The sequence below is a fragment of the Mycobacterium sp. ML4 genome (assembly GCF_054515735.1).
In genome coordinates, this window is the sequence record NZ_JBTNSY010000018.1 from 19,021 (window position 1) to 41,597 (window position 22,577).

At 68.9% G+C, this 22,577-nt stretch carries 14 protein-coding genes and 1 pseudogene; 7 read left to right on the forward strand and 8 right to left on the reverse strand.

Going from position 1 to position 22,577, the window contains the following annotated elements; translation table 11 throughout:
* Positions 1-55: 55 nt before the first annotated feature.
* Positions 56-1,990: a PE family protein gene (locus tag ACX9NE_RS20125; RefSeq protein ID WP_459362768.1), complete on the reverse strand. Its 1,935-nt coding sequence runs from the start codon at positions 1,988-1,990 to the stop codon at positions 56-58.
* Positions 1,991-2,642: 652 nt separating this feature from the next.
* Positions 2,643-4,040 (reverse strand): adenylate/guanylate cyclase domain-containing protein, encoded by a 1,398-nt coding sequence (locus ACX9NE_RS20130; protein ID WP_459362780.1) that lies wholly within the window; start codon positions 4,038-4,040, stop codon positions 2,643-2,645.
* Positions 4,041-4,387: 347 nt separating this feature from the next.
* Here ACX9NE_RS20130 and ACX9NE_RS20135 point away from each other — a divergent pair, with 347 nt between their 5' ends.
* Positions 4,388-6,142, forward strand: a complete 1,755-nt coding sequence (locus ACX9NE_RS20135; protein WP_459362767.1) for a patatin-like phospholipase family protein — start codon at positions 4,388-4,390, stop codon at positions 6,140-6,142.
* A gap of 94 nt (positions 6,143-6,236) precedes the next feature.
* Here the strand turns inward: ACX9NE_RS20135 and ACX9NE_RS20140 are convergent, their stop codons facing one another.
* Complete coding sequence (locus ACX9NE_RS20140) at positions 6,237-7,949, reverse strand: acyl-CoA dehydrogenase (RefSeq protein WP_459362766.1); 1,713 nt, start codon at positions 7,947-7,949, stop codon at positions 6,237-6,239.
* Between the two features lie 164 nt (positions 7,950-8,113).
* Between ACX9NE_RS20140 and ACX9NE_RS20145 the strand changes: the two genes are divergently transcribed.
* The 3 genes and pseudogenes from ACX9NE_RS20145 to ACX9NE_RS20155 all read left to right on the forward strand — a co-directional run bounded on the left by ACX9NE_RS20145 (position 8,114) and on the right by ACX9NE_RS20155 (position 10,187).
* Positions 8,114-9,094 carry a phosphotriesterase family protein gene (locus tag ACX9NE_RS20145; RefSeq protein WP_459362765.1) on the forward strand — a complete coding sequence of 327 codons (981 nt, stop codon included), beginning with the start codon at positions 8,114-8,116 and terminating at the stop codon, positions 9,092-9,094.
* 32 nt (positions 9,095-9,126) lie between these two features.
* A pseudogene (locus tag ACX9NE_RS20150) lies at positions 9,127-9,444 on the forward strand (AMP-binding enzyme); the annotation flags it as partial.
* A complete protein-coding gene (locus ACX9NE_RS20155; RefSeq protein ID WP_459362764.1) occupies positions 9,444-10,187 on the forward strand; it encodes a PP2C family protein-serine/threonine phosphatase in 744 nt (247 codons plus the stop codon). The pseudogene ACX9NE_RS20150 and the gene ACX9NE_RS20155, both read left to right, overlap by 1 nt.
* A gap of 47 nt (positions 10,188-10,234) precedes the next feature.
* Here ACX9NE_RS20155 and ACX9NE_RS20160 read toward each other — a convergent pair whose 3' ends face one another.
* The 3 genes from ACX9NE_RS20160 to ACX9NE_RS20170 form a co-directional block, all read right to left on the reverse strand.
* Entirely contained in the window at positions 10,235-13,510 is a 3,276-nt protein-coding gene (locus tag ACX9NE_RS20160) for a PE family protein (protein WP_459362779.1), read from the reverse strand.
* A 388-nt stretch (positions 13,511-13,898) separates the two neighbouring features.
* A complete protein-coding gene (locus ACX9NE_RS20165) occupies positions 13,899-15,665 on the reverse strand; it encodes a hypothetical protein (RefSeq protein WP_459362763.1) in 1,767 nt (588 codons plus the stop codon).
* The gene (locus ACX9NE_RS20170; protein ID WP_459362762.1) at positions 15,662-16,909 is read right to left on the reverse strand and encodes an acyltransferase family protein; all 1,248 of its coding nucleotides are present in this window, start codon (positions 16,907-16,909) and stop codon (positions 15,662-15,664) included. The genes ACX9NE_RS20165 and ACX9NE_RS20170 overlap by 4 nt, the downstream gene beginning before the upstream one ends.
* A 153-nt stretch (positions 16,910-17,062) precedes the next feature.
* On the opposite strand from ACX9NE_RS20170, the gene ACX9NE_RS20175 reads away from it, so the two are divergent.
* Positions 17,063-18,328, forward strand: coding sequence for a DUF3068 domain-containing protein (locus tag ACX9NE_RS20175; protein WP_459362761.1), 1,266 nt, complete (start codon positions 17,063-17,065; stop codon positions 18,326-18,328).
* A complete protein-coding gene (locus ACX9NE_RS20180) occupies positions 18,285-20,027 on the forward strand; it encodes a hypothetical protein (protein ID WP_459362760.1) in 1,743 nt (580 codons plus the stop codon). The genes ACX9NE_RS20175 and ACX9NE_RS20180 overlap by 44 nt, the downstream gene beginning before the upstream one ends.
* A 13-nt stretch (positions 20,028-20,040) precedes the next feature.
* Here the strand turns inward: ACX9NE_RS20180 and ACX9NE_RS20185 are convergent, their stop codons facing one another.
* Complete coding sequence (locus ACX9NE_RS20185; RefSeq protein ID WP_459362759.1) at positions 20,041-20,352, reverse strand: helix-turn-helix transcriptional regulator; 312 nt, start codon at positions 20,350-20,352, stop codon at positions 20,041-20,043.
* A gap of 233 nt (positions 20,353-20,585) precedes the next feature.
* Here ACX9NE_RS20185 and ACX9NE_RS20190 point away from each other — a divergent pair, with 233 nt between their 5' ends.
* Positions 20,586-21,377 (forward strand): YoaK family protein, encoded by a 792-nt coding sequence (locus ACX9NE_RS20190; RefSeq protein ID WP_459362758.1) that lies wholly within the window; start codon positions 20,586-20,588, stop codon positions 21,375-21,377.
* A gap of 5 nt (positions 21,378-21,382) precedes the next feature.
* Here the strand turns inward: ACX9NE_RS20190 and ACX9NE_RS20195 are convergent, their stop codons facing one another.
* On the reverse strand, positions 21,383-22,537 hold the full coding sequence (locus ACX9NE_RS20195; RefSeq protein WP_459362757.1) for a glycosyltransferase family 4 protein: 1,155 nt from the start codon (positions 22,535-22,537) through the stop codon (positions 21,383-21,385).
* Between the last annotated feature and the right edge of the window lie 40 nt (positions 22,538-22,577).

Below are 22,577 nucleotides of genomic sequence, written 5' to 3' on the forward strand. Positions count from 1 at the left end.
CGGCGTTTCGAAAAATGAGCAGTTCATAGCGATCCGGAGAGCGCCCAGGTGAGGCCTAGCGGCCGGCTCTGCCGTCGTGGCCGGTCCCGCCGACCGTCCCGTCGCCACCCGGACCGCCCTGACGGCCGATCTTGAAGTTGCTGTCGCCTCCCGCACCGCCGAGCGCCCCGTGGCCGCCGGTGCCGCCACCAACCCCAGCGCCTCCGGTGCCGCCGCCGCCGACGGTTCCGGCGTGGCCGAGCAAGCTGCCGGAGCCGGCCGCTCCGCCGTCTCCGCCGTCACCGCCGTTGCCCCCGACACCGCCGGCGCCTCCGACACCGCCGGTGCCGCCGTCACCGCCGGCATAGTTCGCGGCGCCACCCACGCCGCCCAAGCCGCCGTTGCCACCGGTCCCACCGCGGCCACCGGCGGCTCCGCCGCCACCGAGACCACCCGCACCGCCGTCGCCCGCCAACCAGCCGCTGCCGCCACCGGTCCCGCCGGCACCACCGGCGCCACCGTCACCGCCGCCGCCACCGGTACCACCGGCACCTCCGTGACCTCCGGTGCTGCCGTATGCGCTCAGATCGCCACCACTGCCGCCGACACCGCCGTCGCCCGCCGCGGCTCCCAGACCTCCGACCGCCCCGAGTCCACCGGCGCCCCCCTTGCCTCCGTTGCCGACCAGCCAGCCGCCGTGACCTCCGGCGCCGCCGGCACCACCGCTGCCACCGGCACCACCGGCGGCTCCGACCCCCCCGGAGCCACCTCCGCCGCCGACACCGCCGATGCCCGAGGTTCCATAGCCGGTACCGCCAGCGCCACCGTCACCGCCGCGGGCACCGACGCCGCCGATACCCCCGTCACCGCCGCTGCCGCCGAAGCCCTGACCGGGGCCGGACCCGGGACTTCCACTGCCACCCTTGCCGCCGGTACCGCCCGCGGAGCCGGCACCGCCGTCGCCACCGACGCCGCCACCGCCGCCGCGGGCGTCGCCCTGGTTGTTGGTGGCGTTACCTCCCGTGCCGCCGGTACCACCGGCCGTGCCGCCACCACCGGCCGCGCCAGGAGCGCCGGCGCCACCGGTTCCGCCGTGGCCGCCGGTCACCGTGCCCGTGTGGTCATTCATGCCGTAACCGCCGGTTCCACCCTGGCCGCCGCTGGTATCGGGCAGGCTCCCCGGGCTGCCGGGGCCACCGTCGGTGCCGTTGCCGGGATCCCAGGGGGTGCGATCGATTCCGTCCGGTCCGTGAACACCCTCCCGCTGAAAAACGGGCCCTTGGGGATTGACTGCGTCAGCCCCGGCCGCACCCGCGCCACCGGCGCCGCCTTGTCCGCCGGCACCCCAGAGGCCCGCGTTGCCGCCGGCGCCACCTGCCCCGCCGCGGCCGCCGGGTGTCGCGGCGGCACCGCCGGCACCGCCGTTGCCACCGTTGCCGTACAGCCAGCCACCCCTGCCGCCGGCGCCGCCGGCTTGACCGGAACCACCGGCACCGCCGCCACCGCCATCACCCCAGAGGCCGGCGCTGCCGCCCTTACCGCCGAGTTGACCCGGTGACCCGGCCGCGCCAGACCCGCCGTTGCCGTAAAGCAACCCACCGTCACCGCCGTTGCCACCTGGCGTGGTGGCGTTGGCGCCGTCACCGATCAGCGGCCGTCCCAACACCGCCTGGCTGGGGGCATTGGCCAGGCCGACCAAATCTCCCGCCAGCGTCTGCAACGGGGACACGTTGGCCGCCTCGGCGCCGGCGTAGGAACTCGCTCCCGCGGACAAGCTGGCGACGAACTGGTCGTGAAACGCCGCCACCTGAGCGCTGATCTCCTGGTAGGCCTGCGCATGTGAATTGAACAGAACCGCAATCGCCGCCGACACCTCGTCAGCACCGGCAGCCAACAGCCCCGTGGTCGGCGCGGCCGACGCCAAACTGGCCGCCTGCAGCGCCGAACCGATACTGACCAGATCCCCGGCGGCGTCCGACAACGCTGCCGGCATCGCGATCACATACGACATGGTTACTCCTCAATACACCTGAAATCGGATGCAGTGTATTTAGAAACAGTGGGGCAATACCGCTGGATTCTTATGACGTGTTCAAGTGGCATCGTCGCCACCGAAGGTTTGACTCTACTTCAGCACAAAAGGGGGCTCCGCACCAAAAAGTCCGCCTTTTGACGTCTCCGTGATGGACACTAAATACGCTGTGCGCGAGCGCTTCTGCCGTCACTCAGGATCTTGATTGCTGTTTCCGCAACCGCACTGTGCACTTTCGAAATTCGGCCTCAGCTGAACGTTTTCACGCAGCTCGCGCGAACAGTCACGGACATGACTAATTCGTCTGGAACGCTCACGTTATGATTCCCATCAACGCCGGATCGAACTTTCATCGGCAAACTCGCAACCGCCGCATGCCAGCTTCGGCCCGCGGGAAACACGGTGCCCTCGACGGCTCCCATCGCCCGTCGCCGGCATCGCGCTCACAAGCGGTTACCCCCTCGTGCAACCGGCCTCTTCTGTGAAAATCCCGGCATTTTCTCGATCCGGTTCCCGATCGGCCGACCGCCACGTCGGCGTCCCCCAACAAGACACGAAATCTATTGTGGCACTTGCTAAAACACTAACACCGGCGAGCGTGCACGGCCCGGAGATGGCTGCCGGGCCGTGCTCAGTCCGCGTCCGTCGGAGCCAACACGCGCGTGGCTTCCGAGCGACCGCGCAGCACGGTGGAGAAGCACTGGGTCCACCTGGCCCGCTCCGTGGAGTCCGCGCTGTCAACTGCCGCCGCGGAGCACAACAGGCGGCCGTCGGAGGTCTTGGCAAGATCGGCCAGTCGAGCCGCCTCGTTGACGGCGTCGCCGATCACGGTGTACTCGTAGCGATTCTCGGCGCCGACATTGCCCGCGAACACCTGGCCCGCCGAGACGCCGATACCGAAGTCGATGGCGGGCAAATCGCGGAGTTGAGCGCGCAATACACGCGCGGTCGCCAGCGCCGCCGATGCCGGTTCATAGGTGGGCAGCGGTGCCCCGAAGATCGCCAGTGCCGCGTCGCCGGCGAATTTGTTGACCAGCCCGTAGTGCTCGTCGACCGCGTCCACGACTATGCGGAAGAAGTCGTTGAGCAGGGTGGCGACCTCTTGCGGTGGGCGGCTGGCCGCCAGCCGGGTGGATCCGACGATGTCGATGAACAGGACTGCAACCTCCATCACATCCCCCGACAGCGACACTCCCTTGGCGATGGCGTTGCGGGCCACATGTGCACCGACGTGCCGCCCGAACAGATCGCGTACCCGTTCGCGTTCGACGAGTCCGGCGACCATCCGGTTGAATCCGCGCTGCAACCGCCCCAGTTGAGAACGCTCGTAGATGGCGACGAACGCTTCGGTTCGTCCACGTTCGACCTGAGCCATCGCTTCGACGACTTCACCGACCGGATCGGAGATGGACCGTGCCGTCATGATCATTGCCGGCAATCCCAGCGCCACCGTAACGAACGCGACTGTCAGCACCGGAATGGCCACTGACCCCGTCTTGTGAATGATCCAGCCGTACGACCGCATACACACGAGAATGGAAATCACACCGATCGGCAAGACGCTGCACAGAAACCACGCGAGCAGCAGCCGGGAAAACACGCCGGGTGTAGCGAAGCCTACGTCCACGCCCCGGCTCGCCGCGGCCAGGATGGGGCGCAGAAAGCGTTGCGCGAGAAGCAGACCGGTGCTTACCGACGCCGCTACTCCGCCGAGCACCACAGCAGACATGACGGGCACCAGGACCGCCAGGTGACTGTCAAGATTCAGCAGGATGAAGCCCGCGCCGCCGATGAGCCAGGTCGCTGCGAATATCGCCGACTGGCGGCCGGTCAGTTGAAAGGCGGCTCGGCGTTGCAGCGCATCGGGTTGGTCCCCGGCGACGAACCAGCGCAACGTCGGCGCCAGGATCCTGACTCCGCCGAAGGCGATCGCGACGGTTCCCGCGAGCGCCATCAGCGCCATGGTGATGATGTTCTTGTTCGAGTAGATGCCCTGGGCGAGGATCTGGGTGTGCGGCCGTAGCGGCATCAAGATTGCGGCAGCGTCGCCGACAGCCACGAGGTGGGTCAGCGCGAGGCCTAACGCGTATCTCGCCGACCACCGACGCGCGGCCTTGAGGCGATCGGCCGCGATCGAAGACGCTGGGCCGGCCGGCCGTGCGCCGGCCGGCTCGTCATGCCAGAGGTAGCAGTCTCTGGTGTCGCCGAGTGCCGGTTCCGCCACCGCGAGATGCGCCTTCGCAACAACATTATGTTGCATAGAGAAACTGTATACGTTATATATTGTGTTGCAAAACCAACGATCCACGTGGCACGAGGTCCGAATGACACGCACTGTCCGCGCCGCGCCGGCATCGCGGTCCTGATGGTGCACGTGTGAGTAGCGCACGGCCACGAATCCGACGGAACACCACCGATCAACTGACCGCGCTGCGCACGGTGCCGATATTCGCCGCGGTTGATGAAGCACAGCTCGAGCAGCTCGCGAACGTCGTCGATCGCCAGCACCTCCATGCCGGCGAGTGGCTCTTCCACGAGGGAGAACCGTCGGACTCCATCTACATCGTCGACTCCGGCCGGTTCGCGGCCGTTGGCGCAGACGGACAGCTGATCGCCGAAATGGCAACCGGCGATTCGATCGGAGACCTCGGCGTCATTGCCCGCGCTGCCCGCTCAGCCGGGGTCCGGGCTATGCGCGACAGCGTCGTCTGGAAGATCGCCGCTGACACGTTCACCGAGGTGCTCGCCGCCACGCCCGCACTGCAAACAGCGATGTTGCGGACCATGGCCACGATGCTTCGGCAGTCACGACCGGTGAACGGCACACGACGCCGCCGGGTGATCGGCCTGCTGTCGTCAGGGGACGCTGCCGTGGCGCCGATCGTCGACGCGATCGCTGCCCGACTGAACACCCATGGCCGGGCCGCAGTCATTGCTCCACCGATCACGGCAACGGCAGATGTTCGTGATTACGGCGTGATCGTCGAGGAGTTCACCGAGACCCTCGATCGGGCGGAGCACACCCACGACTGGGTCCTGATGGCGGCCGAGCGCGGCTGCGGCGAGCTCTGGCGACGCTACGTGGCCACGCAGAGCGACCGACTCGTCATCATCGTGACGCGCCGACGTCCACCCGAAGGGGTCGGCTCACTGGTGAGCGAATCCCGCCCAATACACCTGATCACGCGCCCGGCGGAACCGCATCCGCGATGGTGGGAGCTGCTGCGGCCCGTTTCGCAGCACCGCGCCGACGCCGCTGGTATCGCTGCTCTGGCCCGCCGGATCGCCGGACGATCCCTCGGTCTCGTGCTGGCCGGCGGCGGCGCGCGTGGACTCGCGCACTTCGGTGTCTACGAGGAACTCCTGCGCGCAGGCGTCGTCATCGACCGTTTCGGCGGAACCAGCGCCGGCGCCATCGCTGCCGCCCTGTCCGCGATGGGAATGTCACCGCAGGAGTCGACCGCCGCCGCGCGGGATCTGTTCGGACGGACCAACCCCCTCGGGGATTACACGATCCCCGCGGTTGCCTTCACGCGTGGCGGGCGTGTCGACGCGGTGGCGAAACGCTACTTCGGCGACACCTTGATCGAGCACCTGCCCCACGGATTCTTCTCAGTGTCCGCGGATCTGATCACCGGCGATCAGGTCATCCTCCGACGAGGCCGGCTGTCGGTGGCGGTGCGCGCATCGATGTCGATTCCCGGCCTCATGCCCCCGGTACGACATGGCGAGCAGGTGCTCGTCGACGGCGGGCTACTGAACAACCTGCCGGCCGACGTGATGTGTGCCGACCCGGACGGCGAGGTCATCTGCGTCGATCTCCGCAGCAAATTCTTGCCGTCAAGAGGTTTCGGCATGCTGCCGTCGATCGTTCAACCGCCCCGGGCCCTTCGGCGGCTGCTCACCGGCACCGACCTGGTACTGCCACCGTTGCAGGAAACTCTGCTTCGCACCGTCGACCTCGCCGCCACAACGGGGAACTTGCGCGGGCTTCCCCGAGTCGCAGCCGTGATCGAGCCGGACGTGTCAGCGATCGGCCTGCTGGACTTCAACAAGATTGACGCGGCGCTGGAAGCCGGCCGCGCGGCAACCCGAGCGATTCTCGAAGCACACCCACGCCTTGCCGGATGACCGGCCCGCGGCGCCGAGGCGCCGACATGCCGCCGCTGCCACGGACGCCGCCGTTGCCTGCCGAGTGCAGGCTGCGGGACTATCGAAATGACCGCTACGGGCGCATCTCGTATGCGCCGTTCAGCGGCAGCACGAATTCCTTCCACACCCTGTCGTAGCGGGCCGGGTCGCTGGCCGGGCGACGGATCATGCGCAGCGCGAACCGGCCCTGCTCGTCGGTGGTGGCGGCCTTGTCGTGCAGTTCCACGGCGTAGCTGTTGAAGTCGCGGACCAGCAGGCCGAAGATCTCGTCGAGCAGCGCCTCGTCGACCCCGGACAGCGGCGCCTCCTCCAGGATCAGCTGTGCGTACGGCACCAGGGCGAAGATCTGGCCCACGCCGAACGCGAAGTCGATGTCCTTCTGCTGCGCGGCATCCGGGGTGGCGCCGGCCAGCATCTCGGCGAGCACGTCGATCTGCTGACGCAGCAGGGCGACATTCGGCACATGTCCGTAGCTGTCGAACGGTGCCCGCCAGTCATGGAAGCGGACCTTGCCCAGGCCGCCGGTCGGCCCCTGGTTGAACAGGAAGCTGTCGTCGGCGGCGTCGTCGCGGCGGCCGATCAGCGGCAGCGCTTCGTCGGGAGCGAACAGGAAGTTGGGCATGAACTTGGCCAGCAGCCCGATGTTGATGTGGACGGTGCCCTCCAGCCGCGGCAGGAGGCCGATCTCCCGCGCAACCGTCTCGAAGAACGTGTCCTTCTCCACGCCTTTGGCGGCGATGACGTCCCACAGCGCGGTGATCACCCGCTCACCCTCGCTGGTCACCTTGGCCTTGGTCAGCGGGCTGTACAGCAGGTAGCGGCGGTCCTGCGCCGAGGCGCTGCGCATGTAGTCCGAGGCCCGCGTGCACACCAGGCGCATGGCGACGAGTCGGGCGTAGGCGTCGGTGAGCAGGCGGCGGACGTGGCTGAAGTCGGTGACGACGGTGCCGTAGAGGTGGCGGTTGGCGGCGTGGGTGATGGATTCGTAGAAGGCGTGGGTGCACATGCCCACCGCGCCCCAGCCCAGGTTGTACTTGCAGACATTGACCGTGTTGAGCGCCGCGTGGAAGGCGCCCATCCCGCGGTGCAGCAGGTCGGCCTCGGTGACCGGGTAATCGTGCAGGGCGTAGTTCGCCACGTAGTTCTGCGAGTTGACGACGTTCTTCTTGCACTCGTACCGGTCGTGCTGGGAGTCGGCGGCGAAGAAGACGTAATCATTTGCCTCGTTCCCCGAGGCCCCATCGATCTTGCCGAAGGTGGAGACCATCCGCGCCACGTTGGCATTGCCGATGTAGTACTTCTCGCCATTGGCCACCCAGCCGTGTTCGGACGGGGTGAGGATCAGGTCGGTCTGATAGACGTCGGCGCCGTGGGTCTGCTCGGACAGGCCGAAGGCGAACACCTCGCCCTGTTCCAGCTGAGCGGCGGCCTTGCGCTTGGCGTCCTCGTTGTCGCTCATCCAGATCGGGCCCAGGCCCAGGGCGGTCACCTGGAACGGGTACCAGTAGCTCAGCCCGTAGAAGCCGATGATCTCGGCGAATTCGCTGATCCGGTAGGTGTCCCAGCGGCAGTCGGCCGCACCGTACTCGGCCGGCGTCATCAGCGAGGCGAAGATCCGGTGCTCGGCGATGTGGTTGAGGAAGTCGGAGTACCAGACGCGTTCGTGGTCGTCGTGCTTGAGCTTCGCCTTACCCCGGTTCTCGAAGAAATCGACCGTGGCCTGCATGATCTCCCCCGACCGGGCATCGGGGTATTTGCGTTGTAGTTTGTTGGGGTTGAGCAGCATGACGTTGGCTCCCGGGAAAGCGACTGAGGAAAGGACGGCGTAGACGGTACGCCACTGGCGACCGATCGAGTAAACCTATGCCGTGATCGACGACGCCGGGGCTGCGCACGAGTCACCGCGCTGACCCTGTTGATTTACCGCCGCGGCGACCTAGCATCAAGGACGTGTCAGAACTTAATACCGCCCGGGGACCCATCGATACCGCGAATCTCGGTGTCACTCTGATGCACGAACACGTGTTCATCATGACCACCGAGATCGCGCTGAACTATCCCGAAGCCTGGGGAGACGAGGAGCAGCGGGTGGCCGATGCTGTCGCCCGGCTCGATGAGTTGAAATCCCGCGGCGTGGACACCATCGTCGACCTGACCGTGATCGGACTGGGTCGCTATATTCCGCGCATCGCTCGGGTGGCGGCCGCCACCGAGCTGAACATCGTTGTCGCGACCGGTCTTTACACCTACAACGACGTTCCGTTCTGCTTCCACTACATGGGGCCCGGCGCACAGCTGGGCGGCCCGGAAATCATGACCGACATGTTTGTCCGCGACATTGAGCAGGGCATCGCCGACACTTGCATCAAGGCAGGCATCCTCAAGTGCGCCACCGACGAACCCGGGATCACACCGGGTGTCGAGCGGGTGCTGCGCGCGGTTGCCCAGGCCCACAAGCGCACCGGGGTACCGATCTCCACCCACACCCACGCCGGCCTGCGACGCGGGCTGGAACAGCAGCGCATCTTCGAAGAAGAGGGAGTCGACCTGAGCCGGGTGATCATCGGCCACTCCGGCGACAGCACCGACGTCGGCTACCTCGAAGAGCTGATCTCGGCCGGCTCGTATCTGGGGATGGACCGGTTCGGTATCGACGTGATCCTGCCGTTCGAGGAACGGGTCAACATCGTGGCCACCATGTGCGAACGCGGCCACGCCGACAAGATGGTGCTTTCCCACGACGCCAACTGCTACTTCGACGCCCTGCCGGAGGAACTGCTGCCGGTTGCCGCGCCGAACTGGCACTACCTGCACATCCACAACGACGTCATTCCCGCGCTCAAGCAACGCGGCGTCACCGACGAGCAGATCCACACCATGCTCGTGGAGAACCCGCGCAAGATATTCGATCGGCAGGGCGCCTATCAGTGACGGTTGCGACGATCGGTACCCAGATTTCCGGCGGGTTTCTGTACCTGTCGGACCGCCGGGTCGACATGTTCACCGTCGGCGGCCGCAACGTCTACCCCGCCGAGATCGAGAACGCGCTGTCCGCTCATCCGGAAGTGTTGTCCTGCTTGGTCGTTGGCGTTCCGGACGTCGACATGGGACAGCTGCCGTACGCGCTGGTGCACACGTTGGCGGGTGCGTCCCTGGATGCGGTGGGCATACGGCGGTTCGTGGGCGAACGACTGGCGGCATACAAGGTTCCCCGTATCGTTGAATTCGTCGCGGCGGTACGCGACGCCGTCGTCGGGCAATCGCAAGTTGGGGGGCCGTGATGGATGCCACCCGGTATTCGGCGTTGAGCGACGTGGGTTGCGAACGTTCGGACAACCAGGACCGCTGGGGCGCCGACGCGGAGCAGCGTCTGTTCATCGTGGCCGACGGCGTGGGCGGTAGCCGCGACGGCGCGCTGGCCGCCCAGACCATGGTCGATGTCCTGCCCCGCTACGTTGCCCATCACCTGCCACCCGATCGGCGCGACGCGCCTGACGCACCGGAACGACTGGGGCGCGCCGTCTCCGAACTCTCCGATGACCTGCACGCCAAGGCACAGAAAGACCCCCGGTACGCGGGCGCCAACAGCACCCTGGTCACCGTCGTCATCAGCGGGTCCCGTGCGCTGGTCGCCCACCTCGGCGACAGCCGCGCGTACCTGCTCCGCGAGGGGCAGCTGACCCAGCTGACTCGCGATCACACCCTGGTGCAGTCGCTGGTCGACGCACAGCAGGTGCAGGCCGAGGATGCCGGCAACCTTCGGGTCCGCAACGTGGTGACCCGTTATATGGGCATGAAGCCGCCCGCCAAAGCCGACTCCGGAGCACAGGACCTGGCCGCCGGCGACCGGATTCTGTTGTGCACCGACGGTCTGCACGGCGTCGTCAAGGAGGCGACGATGACGGGGATTCTGGGCAAACATGACGATCCCGGCCAAGTGTGCGCCGCCCTGATCGCGGCGGCCCGGGGCGCGGGCGCTCCGGACAATGTCACCGCGCTCGTGGTGGACATATCCGGCGAGTGACGCCCTCCCCAATCCACCAGTGAGTCACGTGGCGAAATGAGCTAGTCCTATACGCCTGGGCTGCCCTGGCCGCCCGCCCCGCCGGCGCCACCTTGATAACCGGAGGGTGCCTGTCCATTCTGACCATTTCCGCCGGCTGAGCCGGAACCGCCGGTACCGCCGTCACCGCCGGTACCGCCATTGCCGCCGGCGACGCCACTATCGACGGCTGCGTTGCCACCGGGGCCGCCGCTGCCGCCGTTGCCGCCGGGTCCCGGGGCGCTGTTACCGCCGCTGCCGCCGTTACCGCCGGGACCGCCGGGTATGGTGCCGGCTCCGGCACGTCCGGCGCCACCGGTGCCGCCATTGCCGCCGGTTGCTCCATCGCCCCCATCCCCGCCGGCGCCGGCGTCACCATTTTCACCGTAACCGCCCGCCGCGCCGCCGTTGCCGCCGTTGCCCCCGCTGCCGGTAGTACCTGCCCCGCCGTCGCCGCCGTTCCCGCCGTTGCCCGCGTGCGTAGCGTAGGCGCTGGCATAGCCGCCGTTACCGCCGTCACCACCGTTACCGCCGGTCACGCCGTTGCCGCCGGCGCCTCCGCTGCCGGCGTCACCCCCATTTCTGCTCGAACCGTCCGCGGCACTGCCCCCGTCTCCACCGTTGCCGCCGGTGCCGCCGACGTTGCCGGTGCCGCCGGCGCCGCCCTGGCCACCGATCCCGCTGGAGCCGTTGATGTTTCCTTCACCGCCGTTGCCACCGTCACCGCCGTTGCCGCCGTCGGGGGTGGTGCCCGTTTGCCCTGAGCCACCGCCGGCGCCACCGGTGCCACCGGTGCCACCAGCCCCCGCATTGCCGCCGTCGCCGCCGTCGCCGCCGGCGCCGGCATCGTGGAAGAAATGCGCCTTTTCGCCGTTGCCGCCGTTCCCACCATCACCAGGAGTGCCGCCGGCGCCACCGTTGCCGCCGGTCCCGCCGACACCGAGGCGACCCGCAACCGCGGTGCCGCCGCTACCACCGCCTCCGCCGGTGCCACCTGGGCCGCCGTTGCCGCCGGTCCCGCCGGCCTGACCGGAACTGGCAACTGTGTCGGGACCATCGGGATCGCCGTTATTGCCGGAGGCACCGTTGCCGCCGGTGCCGCCGGTGCCGCCGGTGCCGCCGGATCCGCCGGTACCGCCGTTGCCGGCCTGGGTTCCGCCGGCGCCGCCGTTGCCGCCGGATCCGCCGGTGCCACCGGCGCCACCGTCAACGCCGTCATCGCCCGGCAGCGGGCCGTTCGGCCCGGTGGTTCCTGTCGCGCCGGCACCACCGGTGCCACCGTCGCCGCCGTTGCCGAGCATGCCGCCGCTGCCGCCGTCCCCGCCGGTGCCGCCAGTTGTGCTCGAACCCGACGATGCGTCGGCGTCAGCGCCGTTGCCGCCGTTACCGCCGTTACCACCACTGGTGGGGCTGCTGCCGTCGAGGCCGGTAGCGCCCATGGTCGAACCGGCGCCTTGGCCGCCACTGCCGCCAAGTCCCGGGGTGCCGGGGTTAGCGCCATCCCCGCCGTTGCCGCCTGCACCATTGTTGGCGGACCAGGTGCCGGTGTCGCCGGTGCCGCCATCACCAGCGGCCCCGGCGGCCCCGCCGTCACCGCCGGCTCCACCGATGCCGGCCACGGCGCTACCGCCCTGGCCACCCCGGCCACCGTCACCGCCCTGGCCGCCCTGGCCGCCCTGCTGGCCGGTGCCGGTGTTCGCGAAGCTGCCGCCGTTACCGCCGGTGGCCCCATCTCCGCCGTTGCCGCCGCTGCCGCCGTCGCCCGCGATGCTGCCGCCCTTTCCGCCACCACCGCCGTTCCCGCCGTTACCACCGGCCATACCGGCTTGGCCGGGAGTCGTAGCGCTGACAGCGGCGGCACCATTGCCGCCATTGCCGCCGTCGCCACCATTGCCCGCCGCGCCGCCGTCGCCACCGTTGCCGCCGGCCCCGCCGCCGGCCCCGGGTGTGGTGGCCACGGCACCGTCACCGCCGTCGCCGCCGTTACCACCGCTGGTCGGACTCGAGCCGGTCGCCCCGGTGGCGCCGGTGACCGAGCCGGTGCCTCCCGAGCCACCGGCTCCACCGGCCCCCGGGTTGCCGCCCGTCCCGCCGTTGCCGCCGGCGCCGTTGTTCACCGCCCAGCTACCCGCAGCGCCGGCTCCGCCATCGCCGGCCACGCCGCCGGCACCGCCGGCACCGCCGGCACCGCCGGCACCCTGGTCACCGGCGAAGCTGTATAGCCAGCCGCCCCGTCCGCCGGCCCCCCCCACTCCACCGCTACCACCAACCCCACCAGCACCGCCGCTGCCACCCAACCCGCCATCGGGACCGCCCCCGGTCACACTGCCCCCCAAGGCTCCCAGCGCACCCGACCCGCCGGTTCCCCCGATGCCACCGGTCCCGCCCAGACCACCCGCCCCACCGGCACCGACCAACAAGCCGCCGGCGCCGCCACTTCCGCCGGCGCCGCCGTTACCCCCACCACCTCCGGTACCACCTGACTGACCGGCTGCAACACCGGGAACGCCGGCAACGCCGGTTCCGCCGGCCCCGCCGGTCCCGCCGTCGCCGCCCACACCGAACAGCCCCGCGTTACCCCCGATACCGCCGGGCCCGCCGGTACCGCCGACCGCGGCCGATGCCCCTCCCGCACCGCCGTTGCCGCCATTGCCCCACAACCAAGCACCCGCACCGCCGGTACCACCAGCCGCACCGGCGCCCCCGGTGCCACCGGCCCCACCGGTGCCATACAGCCAGCCCGCGGCACCGCCGGCGCCGCCCACCGCACCAGCACCCCCGGCGCCGCCGCTCCCACCGTTACCCCACAACCCCGCGACGCCACCAGCCCCGCCGGCAATCCCCGCTGTGGTCTGTGCGTAGCCGTTGCCGCCGTTGCCGTACAGCAGGCCACCCGGCCCCCCGTTGGGGCTGGCTGCGGTGCCATTGGCGCCGTTGCCGATCAGAGGACGCCCCAGCAACATGCGAAACGGCGCGTTGAGCGTCCCCACGAGTTGTTGTTCGGCGGCCACCAACACTGACGCGTTGGCGGCCTCGGCGTGGGAATAGGAGTTCGCGGCGGCAGTCAGCGTGTCCACGAGGTTGGCGTGGCAGGCGGCAGCTTGAACGCTGAGGGCTTGGTAGCAGCGGGCTTGTCGGGCGAAAAGCGCCGCGATTGCCGCCGACACCTCATCTTCGGCCGCGGGGACCAATCCCGCCGTGGGCACCGCCGCCGCAGCATCAGCCGCGCTGACTCGCGAACCGATCTCGGCCAGTTCCCCGGCCGCGCCTGAAACCAAATCCGTTGTTACGCTGAGCAGTGACACGAGTTCCACCCAATGCAGAATTAGGGATACGAGCCTGCGCTCACAGTTGGGCTGAACCTAACAGCTCCCCGCACCACCCGCCCGAATTGAGCGGAAACACCCTTGAACTACAGCCACAATTCACAATCAGTTCACCATGGGACCGAAGCCAGTTCTAGGTTGCCGGGACAACCAGCGCCGAGTCCCGGCGTGGGTCTCTCCGGCTGGGTCTGTGCCACATCGTTGCAAGCTTCTGTTGGCGGGAGTGCAGCGGCAAGCGGCCCAACCGCGTACTTGATGGCACGGCCCGCCAATTCGGCACCCGCACAGGCACATTGGATCCAGGCAGGTAACCCGGCCGGGGCAAGCCGCGCACCGCTCAACGTCATCGCTGATGTCGCCCACTTGGTCAGCCGTGCCCGTCAGGTGGCGACTCGACGACCCCGGCGACGTCGACGTCCCGCCAGATCGCGATCTCATCGACCCGCTGCGGCGATCGGCCGAACAAGTCGCTGAAGAACGCGAGCATCGCCTGCCACTCCTGCATCGGTCCCACAATCACGTGGCGCACCCCCGCGGCCCGCAGATCGGCGTCGACCCGGTCACGGACCGCGCCGCGCGCCAGCAGCCGGGTGCCGCCCTGGATCGTCAGCATGATCGAGAACAGCAGCGTTGCCGGTGGTCCGGTGCGTGTCCCGCCGTCGGGCTGGGGCATGTACGCGTAGGCCTCCGGCATCCTGAGGCCGTACCCTGCCTCCGCGGCCCACAGCATCGGTGCGGCGCGCCCGTCGTTGTCGATGAAATACGGCGCGACCAGGACGGTCTCGTCCGGCCCGATGTGGTGATCGGCCCAGTGGCGGAAATAGGCCGGTGTATAGAAGGACATCCGGTGCAGCGGAGCGGGAACGATCATCGCGAGCGCCACACCGATGGCGAGCAGCCGGCGCGCGGCCGCCCGCGGGGCAAGGCGAGTCGCCCGCGCGATGGTGATCGAGACGATCACGGCGACCGCCAGCCAGCAGAAGAGCGTGAACCGGCCCGGCAGGACGTGCTTGAGCAGCGGCAGGTTCGCGAAGGCCAGCCACGGCAGCGGCAGGTGCGGTGCAGCTTTTCCGACGTGCAGCCACGGCCCGAGCGACAGCAGCAGAAGCAGCGCACCGGTGACACTCGCCACCCGGATGCGCACGTCGTTCCAGTGGCGAACGGCCGCGAGGACGAGCAGAGCCAGCAACGGCAGGCCCAGGTAGGCGGTGGCCTCGTGATACATGCCGCTGAACTCGTGCGACACCCGGGTGGCGACCTTCGGGGCGATCAACTGGTAGGGCGTCGGAATGACGAGGTTCAGCAGGTCGGTCGAGAAGGTGTTGGGATCCTGCACCCGCCCGCTGATCCGCTGTCGGCCGAAGAACTGCGTGATCAGCGGCCATGCCGAGAGCACCAGAAACGTCGTCGTGGCGACCGCCAGCGCGGGGGCCAGCCGGGACAGTGCGTCGAGGCACCGGGTCCGGGCCCGCCCGTCGTGCCGCGCCACGGCCATAACGCAGACCAGCACGAAGGCGGCCACGGCGCTGGTGGCAAGCACCTCCGCGCTGATCAGCAGCTGGCAGCAGCTCAGCACGCCGAGCGCCACCCCGACGCGCCAGGGCGCTCGACGTCGGACCACCAGCAGCTCGTCGAGGGCGATCAGAAACAGCGGCGGGACCCAGGCCGTGGCGAGGTTGAGGTGCAGGGCCGCGTGAGAGGCGACGTACGGGGAGAAGGCGTACACCGCGCCCCCGACGATCGGGCCGGGGCCGTCGCCGGTCCAGCGCCGTATCGCCAGCCAGGCGGTGACACCGCTCAGGGCGATGCCGCAGATCATCAGGACGTTGAATCCGAAGATCGGGCCGCCGATCTTCGCCGGTAGCCAGCCGAGGAGTCCGAGCAGCGTCATCGGGGTGTTCCACATCAGGTTCACACCGGCGGGTGCACCGATCTGCGTGGTGAAGAAGGGATTGCGCCCGACGGCCAGCGCGTGCGGCGTCCAGCCGAGGTACCAGATCGTCTGCTCCTGGTCGCAGCAGCCACCGGCCCAGCCGGAGGTCGGATCGCTCCACGCGCCCAGGGTCAGCACGAGCGCCCCGAGCAGGTAGCACAGCACCGCGGTGAACCCCGACCTGAACCGCTGAGCCTTCACGGTGCGATCGCGTCCGCCTCGGCGTCGGTGTCGGTGTCGGCTGTGGCGGCACGAGTCTCGCGTTTCTCCCAGCGCCGCAGCGCTTCCCGGCACGGCGACTCGACCAGCGCATAACTGACCGCGGCGATCGCAATCCCGAACAGCAGCGTCACGGCCAGGACTGCCGGCATGTGACCGTTGAAAGCGAAAATGCCGAGCACCGGGAACACCATGTCCAGCGCGGCCAGGTGCCAGATGAACAGACCGTAGGACCAGCGGCCGAGGGTCACCATGAACGCGCTGCCCAGCAGCCGGTGCGCGGTGTCCGGCCGGTCCAGCACCAACGGCGCCAGCAGTGCGAACGCCACCACCGAACCCATCGCGGTCTTCACCGAGAACTGCACGGCGCTGCTGGGCACCAGTCCGGCCGGACCGGCCAGCGGTGAGGCCGCGACCAGATAGGCTGCGACCGCGATGGCCGCCATCACGACTCGGCGCCGCGCCAACCGATGAACCCACCCTGGCGGGCTGAACACCAGCTCGGCCAGCAGCATCCCCGCGGCGAACCAGGAGAAGTAAGCCGGCGGCCAGTTCACCGGATTGGCACCGGGGCCGCCGCCCAGCACCGCCAGCGGCAACCAGCCCCAGGCCAAGCTGAGCACGCCCAGCACGGCGATCACCGGCAGCCGCGCGGCCACCGGGAGCCGGCGCGCCCCGAACGCGAGGACGGGCAGTGCCAGGTAGAAGGCCACCTCGACAGACAGGCTCCACATCTGGGTGAGCCCATCGGTGAGGGTCAGCGGGACATAGATTTGCGTGAGCGTGAGGTTGGCCAGCCAGACCGTCGGGCTGGGGTGGCGGGAGTCGGGCAGCAAAGTCAAGATCACCACCACCGCGACCAGGTAGGCCGGCATGATCCGCACCACCCGCGAGCGCAGATAGTGGCCGGTGCGCGGGCGAGCCTTGAGATCGCGTTCGGCCGCTGCGTGCCCGCGCCACAACAGGAATCCCGACAGCGCGAAGAAGACCGCGACGGCCAGGTCGAAGCGGCCGAACAGGCGGCCGTCGGCACCGCTGGTGTGACCGGTCTGGAACGCCACGTGGGTGATGACCACACCGACGGCCGCGCAGGCCCGCATCCCCTCCACGGCAGGCAGAAAGCTGCGGGTACCACCCACCTGCCGGCCGTCGGTCACGATCACAGTCTGCCTGTGCGTGTCGCGGGCCAAAGCGGGTACACCCCGCGCCGGGCCCGGTCCGTACATTGGGGCCTGGGTTCGTACCGAGGTTCATACGGAGGGGCACTGGATTCTGCTGTTAGGGTCAAACGGGTTTGCCTCGCTGCTTGGTCAGGTCGAAGCGGTCGCGACCGGTGTGTCCCGGACGAACTCAATGGACCAGAAGGAGGTCACAGCAACGTGAACCGAGCAGTCATGTTGCGCATCGCCGCATGCGGAACTATTGGACTCGGAGCCGCACTGCTGATCGCCGCGTTGTTGTTGTCCACCTATACCACCAGCAGGATCGCCAAGATCCCGCTCAACCTGGACGCGACACTGGTCAGTGAGGGCAACGGCACTGCGCTCGACGCGGCCTCGCTGTCCAGCGACCGGGTCGTCGTCAACCAGAACGTCCCGTTGGTGTCCCAGCAGCAGATCAGCGTCGAGGCGCCGGCGAACGCCGATGTGGTGACCCTGCAGGTGGGATCCTCGGTCCGCCGCAGCGACAAGCAGAAGGACGGCGGGTTGCTGCTGGCCATCGTCGACACCGTCACCATCAACCGCAAGACGGCGATGGCGGTGTCGGATGACTCGCGCCCGGGCGGCTACGTGCAGAAGCCGCGCGGGATCGGCGACGAGAACCCGCCGACCGCGATGCCGTTGCGCCACGAAGGTCTGGCCTACCGCTTCCCGTTCAACACCGAGCGCAAGACGTACCCGTACTTCGACCCGATCGCGCAGAAGCCGTTCGACGCCAACTACGAGGGCGAAGACGACGTCAACGGGCTGAGCACCTATCGGTTCACCCAGAACGTCGGCGTCAACAGCGAGGGCAAGCTGGTCGCGCCGATCACCTATCCGTCGCTGTACGGCGGCAACGAGGACGGCAAGATCACCACGAGCGCGGCGATGTGGGGGGTGCCCGGCGAGCCGAACGAACAGATCACCATGACCCGTTATTACACAGCCAAGCGCACCTTCTGGGTCGACCCGGTGTCCGGCACGATCGTCAAGGAAACCGAACAGGCCCACCACTACTACGCCCGCGACGCGCTCAAGCCCGAGGTCACTCTGGTGGACTACAAGCTCACCTCCACGCAGGAGACGGTGGAGTCGCAGGTCAACTCCGCCCGTGACGAGCGCGACCGGGTGGCGCTGTGGTCGCGGGTGCTGCCGATCACGTTCACCGCGATCGGCCTGATCGCGCTGATAGGCGGCGGGGTACTGGCCTCGTTCAGCTTGCGCACCGAAAGCGCGTTGACCGATCCCAGCCTGGATCGTGACGACACCGACTTCCTGCGGCGCAGTGGGTTGGAACCACCGGTGCCCGGCGCGGAGGCCGAGACGGAGAAGATCCCTGCGCAGCGGCCGGAGCCTCGGGAGGACGATCCGAGTCCAGCCGGTTCCGATTCGCCCAAGGATGCGCCGGAGTCCGCCGAGCCTCCGCCGACCGAACGGACCTAGCCCGCCAGTGCGGGCCCGCATGGCCCGGCCGGCGTACGCCCTGACGTTGGCGCTGCTCATCGTGGCACCCCTAGTGGCGCCGGGTTATCTGCTGCTGCGCGACGCGGTGTCCACACCGCGGTCCTATGTGTCGGACACCGCGCTGGGGTTGACCGCCGCGCCGCGCGCGACCCCACAGGATTTCGCGGTGGCGCTGGCGTCCCACGTCCTCGACGGCGGCATTGTGGTGAAGATTCTGCTGGTGCTGGGGTTGTGGCTGGCGGGCTGGGGTGCGGCGCGGTTGGTGGCCGCGGTGTTGCCCGAGGCCGGAGCCGGTGGCGAGTTCGTGGCGATCACCCTGGCGATCTGGAATCCCTATGTCGCAGAGCGGCTACTGCAGGGCCACTGGAGCCTGCTGGTCGGGTACGGCTGCCTCCCCTGGGTGGCGACGTCGACGCTGGGGTTGCGGACCGGGGGCGGGGGTAGTTTTTTCGGGTTGGCCTTCTGGATCGCGCTGGCGGGGCTGACACCGACGGGTCTGATCCTGGCCGCGACGGTATCGCTGGTGTGCGTGGCCGCTCCGGGTGCCGGACGGCCCCGGTGGCCCGCAGCGGCGGCCGCGCTGGGTTTCTCCGCGGTGGGTGCACTGCCGTGGCTTACGGCGGCACTGCTCGGTTCCTCGCTGACGGTCGACGGCGGACCCGGTGTGCACACCTTCGCCGCGCGCGCCGAGCCCGGTCTGGGCACCCTGTTCACCCTGGCCAGTCTGGGTGGAATCTGGAACGGCGATGCCGTACCTGCCTCGCGGACAACGCTTTTCGCGGTGGTGTCGGCGGTAGTGCTGCTGGGTGTGGTGGCTGCCGGATTGCCGGTAGTGACGCGCCGGCCGGCCGCCGTGCCGTTGCTGGCGCTGTCTGCCGCCGCGGTTGCGGTGCCCGCGGCGCTGGCCACCGGCCCCGGGCTGCACGTGCTGACCGCGATGGTCGATGCGCTGCCGGGCCTGGGCATGGTGCGCGACGGGCAGAAATGGGTGGCGCTGGCGGTGCCCGGCTACGCGCTCGCCGGTGCGGGTGCGGTGGTGGTGCTGCGCCGGCGCCTGCCGTCAGCCGGCGCCGCGGTGCTGTGCTGCCTGGCGCTGGTGCTGGTGTTGCCCGATCTGGCCTGGGGAGTGCGGGGTGAGGTCGCGCCGGTACGTTATCCGGCCGGCTGGGCTGCGGCCGCGGCAACCATCAACCGTGAACCCGGCGTCGTCGCCGTCTTGCCGGCCGGGGCGATGCGACGCTTTCCCTGGTCGGGACCGGCTCCGGTGCTTGATCCCCTGCCCCGCTGGGTCCGCGCCGATGTCTTGACACCGGGCGACCTGGTGATATCCGGAGTGACCGTGCCGGGCGAGGGCACGCGTGCCCGGGCCGTCCAGCAGTTGCTGCTGTCCGGCCCGCAGTTGTCAGCCCTGGCATCCGCAGGGGTGGCCTGGGTGGTGGTGGAATCCGGCACCGCGGGCGATACGGGCGCGAGTGCCCGCACCCTCGCCTCCCTCACTCCGGCCTACCGGGACCGCGACATCGCCGCGTTCCGGGTCGGTGGCCATACCGCTGGTGCGACCGCGTCCACGCGCCGGACGGTGCTGCTCGCCCATGTGGCGTGGCTGGGTCTGCTGGTCGTCGGCGCGGGAGGGTGCGCCTACCGCCGGGCGACCCGCGCTCGGCGCGGACCTTGGTGATTCTGACCGGCGATCAGGCCAACGCCCGGACGAGTTCGCCGACGGTGTGACCGGCTTCCAGCGGGTGGCGCAGCCTTCCGTTCGGGTTGAGTGCGTAAACGTTGCGCCGGCCGACCTTGGACTTGATCAAATACCCTTCGTCGGTCAGATCTGCCAGGATGGCCTGAACCGATCGCTCGGTGATCCCGATACGCAGCGACAGCTCGCGGGCGGTCAACGGCTCGCCGGCCGATACGCAGAGCAGCACATGTCCATGGTTGGTCAGGAACGTCCAGCCGCGTTCCCCTCCGGGCGATGCGCTCGATACGGCTTCGGCAGCGTTCACGACGGCGATTCTACTACAAATTGTTTCGCGTAAATTTTTTCGGTAATTTCGCGCAGTGGATTTTGCCGGCTGCAACCGAACATGCTCGGCGACAGCGCGATTCGATCGGCCGCTCAGACTCGGCGGCCGATTCTTGCCAAATTCATACGAACCTTTATTGATGAAGTAATTTTCGGTACATAGGCTTCTTCTCGATGCGACCACGACCGTTCCATGCCGTGAAGGGAAACCGTATGATCCTCGACCGCGCCAGTCGACCCCGCCCGTCGCGCGGTCAACTCGGGCCGCAGGGCGCGTTGCTCGCTTACAGCGGTTCGCTGGCCTTCATCGCCGGCTTCGTCAACGCCGTTGCCCTGCTCCTGCTCGCGTTCCCGGTCGGCAATCTCACCGGAGTGACCACCCAGCTCGGCATGACCACTGCCAACCCGTGGCTGTACGAGGAACACGTGCTGGCGGCGATCCTGATCGGGTTCTGGGGCGGCGCGGTCGCCGCGGGCGCCATCCTGGGCAACAGCGTGCACCGACGGGGTCCACACCATGCGGCACTGCTGGCCACGGAGGCGGTTCTGCTGGTGCTGGCCGCGCTCGGAGTGGAGGAAACGCAGGTGAAGGCCGGCATCGAGGCCCTCGGAATCGAGCAACCCGTGGCGCAGGCGTTCTTCGCCGCGGCGGCCCTCGGAATGCAGAACGGGCTCACGTCGAGCTTCCGCGGGATGGCGGTTCGTACCACGCACTTCACCGGCACGGTGACCGACCTCGGATTGATGATCGGCCGGGCCCGCAGGCAGGGATTCGACAAGTGGAAAGCCGCGATACTTGCGCTCACCCTGCTGCTCTTCCTTGCCGGCGGCGCCGCCGGCCTTCTGATCGGAACGTGGCTCGGCGGCTACGCCCTTGCGGTCCCGGCGGCGCTCTGCGCGGCCCTGGCGGCAGCCAATGCGCGGCGCCGGCGCACTGCCACGACCCGTTTGCCGGCGCTGCGATCGACCGCACGCATCCAGGAAGCCGTCGCCGTGAGCGCGTGACGGTCTCAGACCACGCCGCTGACGTCGCGTCCGGCTTGTACCGATTCCAGGACGGTGCGCAGCGCTTCGGCACTTTGCTGCCAGGAGAACTCGGCGCTGCGCACCTGCGCCTTGGCCCCCAGCTGCTCGCGCAGCACCTCGTCGGACAGCAGCTGCTGCAGCCGGTCCACCAGATCGGCGCGGTTGTCGACCAGGACGCCGGTGACTCCGTCGATGATCGAGTCGGACAGACCACCGGAGGACCGGTAACCGATGGTGGGCACGCCATGCTGGCCGGCCTCGACTACCGCAAGTCCCCAGCCCTCTTTGCGCGACGGCAGTAGTTGCACCCACGAGCATTGCAGCACATGGTGTTTGGTCACGTCGTCGACATGACCGTGGAAGGTCACCGCATCGGAGATGCCAAGCTGGTGCACGTGCTCGACCAGCCGCTCCCGCCACCACCCGCCACCGACGACGTCGAGGTGCAAACCCGTTATCGCGCAACGCAATTCGGCGATCGCCCGCAATGCGTCCTCGATCTGCTTGTGCGGCACCAGACGGGACAACACCACCACGCGCGGCGCGGCTGAGCGCGGCCCGGACAACGTGTCGGCCGGCGCTTCGTCAAGACCGTTGCGCACGACGGCGATCCGCTCATCGTCCACCCCGAGCGCCACCAGATCCCGCGCCGAGGGCAGCGAGACGGTCACGTACTGATTGCCCCGGTGCACCCGCGGGGACAACGCCGATTCCACGAACCAGCCCACCCGCGACAGCACCCTGCCGGCGACCGGCCACTGTTCGCGGTGGCAATGATGTACCAGCACCACCGTTCGCCGGCCGTAGACCAGCCGGGCCAGAAATGGCAGTCCGTTCTGGGTGTCCACGACGACGTCGGGTTTCACCCTGCGCAGTGGGCCCAATCCGAGCCTGGCTGCGGCCATGGCCAGCATCGCCCAGATGTAGACCGTGTAGCGTCCACCGGCCCGGCTGATCTGGACACCGTCGAGAATCTCACGCCGGGGAGCGCCGGGATACCGCGCGGTTCGCAGCGTGACGTGTACGCCCGAGGCGGCCAGGTGTGTGCCGATGCGCTGCAGATAGGTCTCGCTGCCGCCGCCCTGGGGGTGCCCGGTATCGCGCCAGCACAGCAGCAGGACGGATCGCAGGTCAGACATTGGTGACCAGCCTAACGGCCGTAGGGTGTGCCGCGTGGCC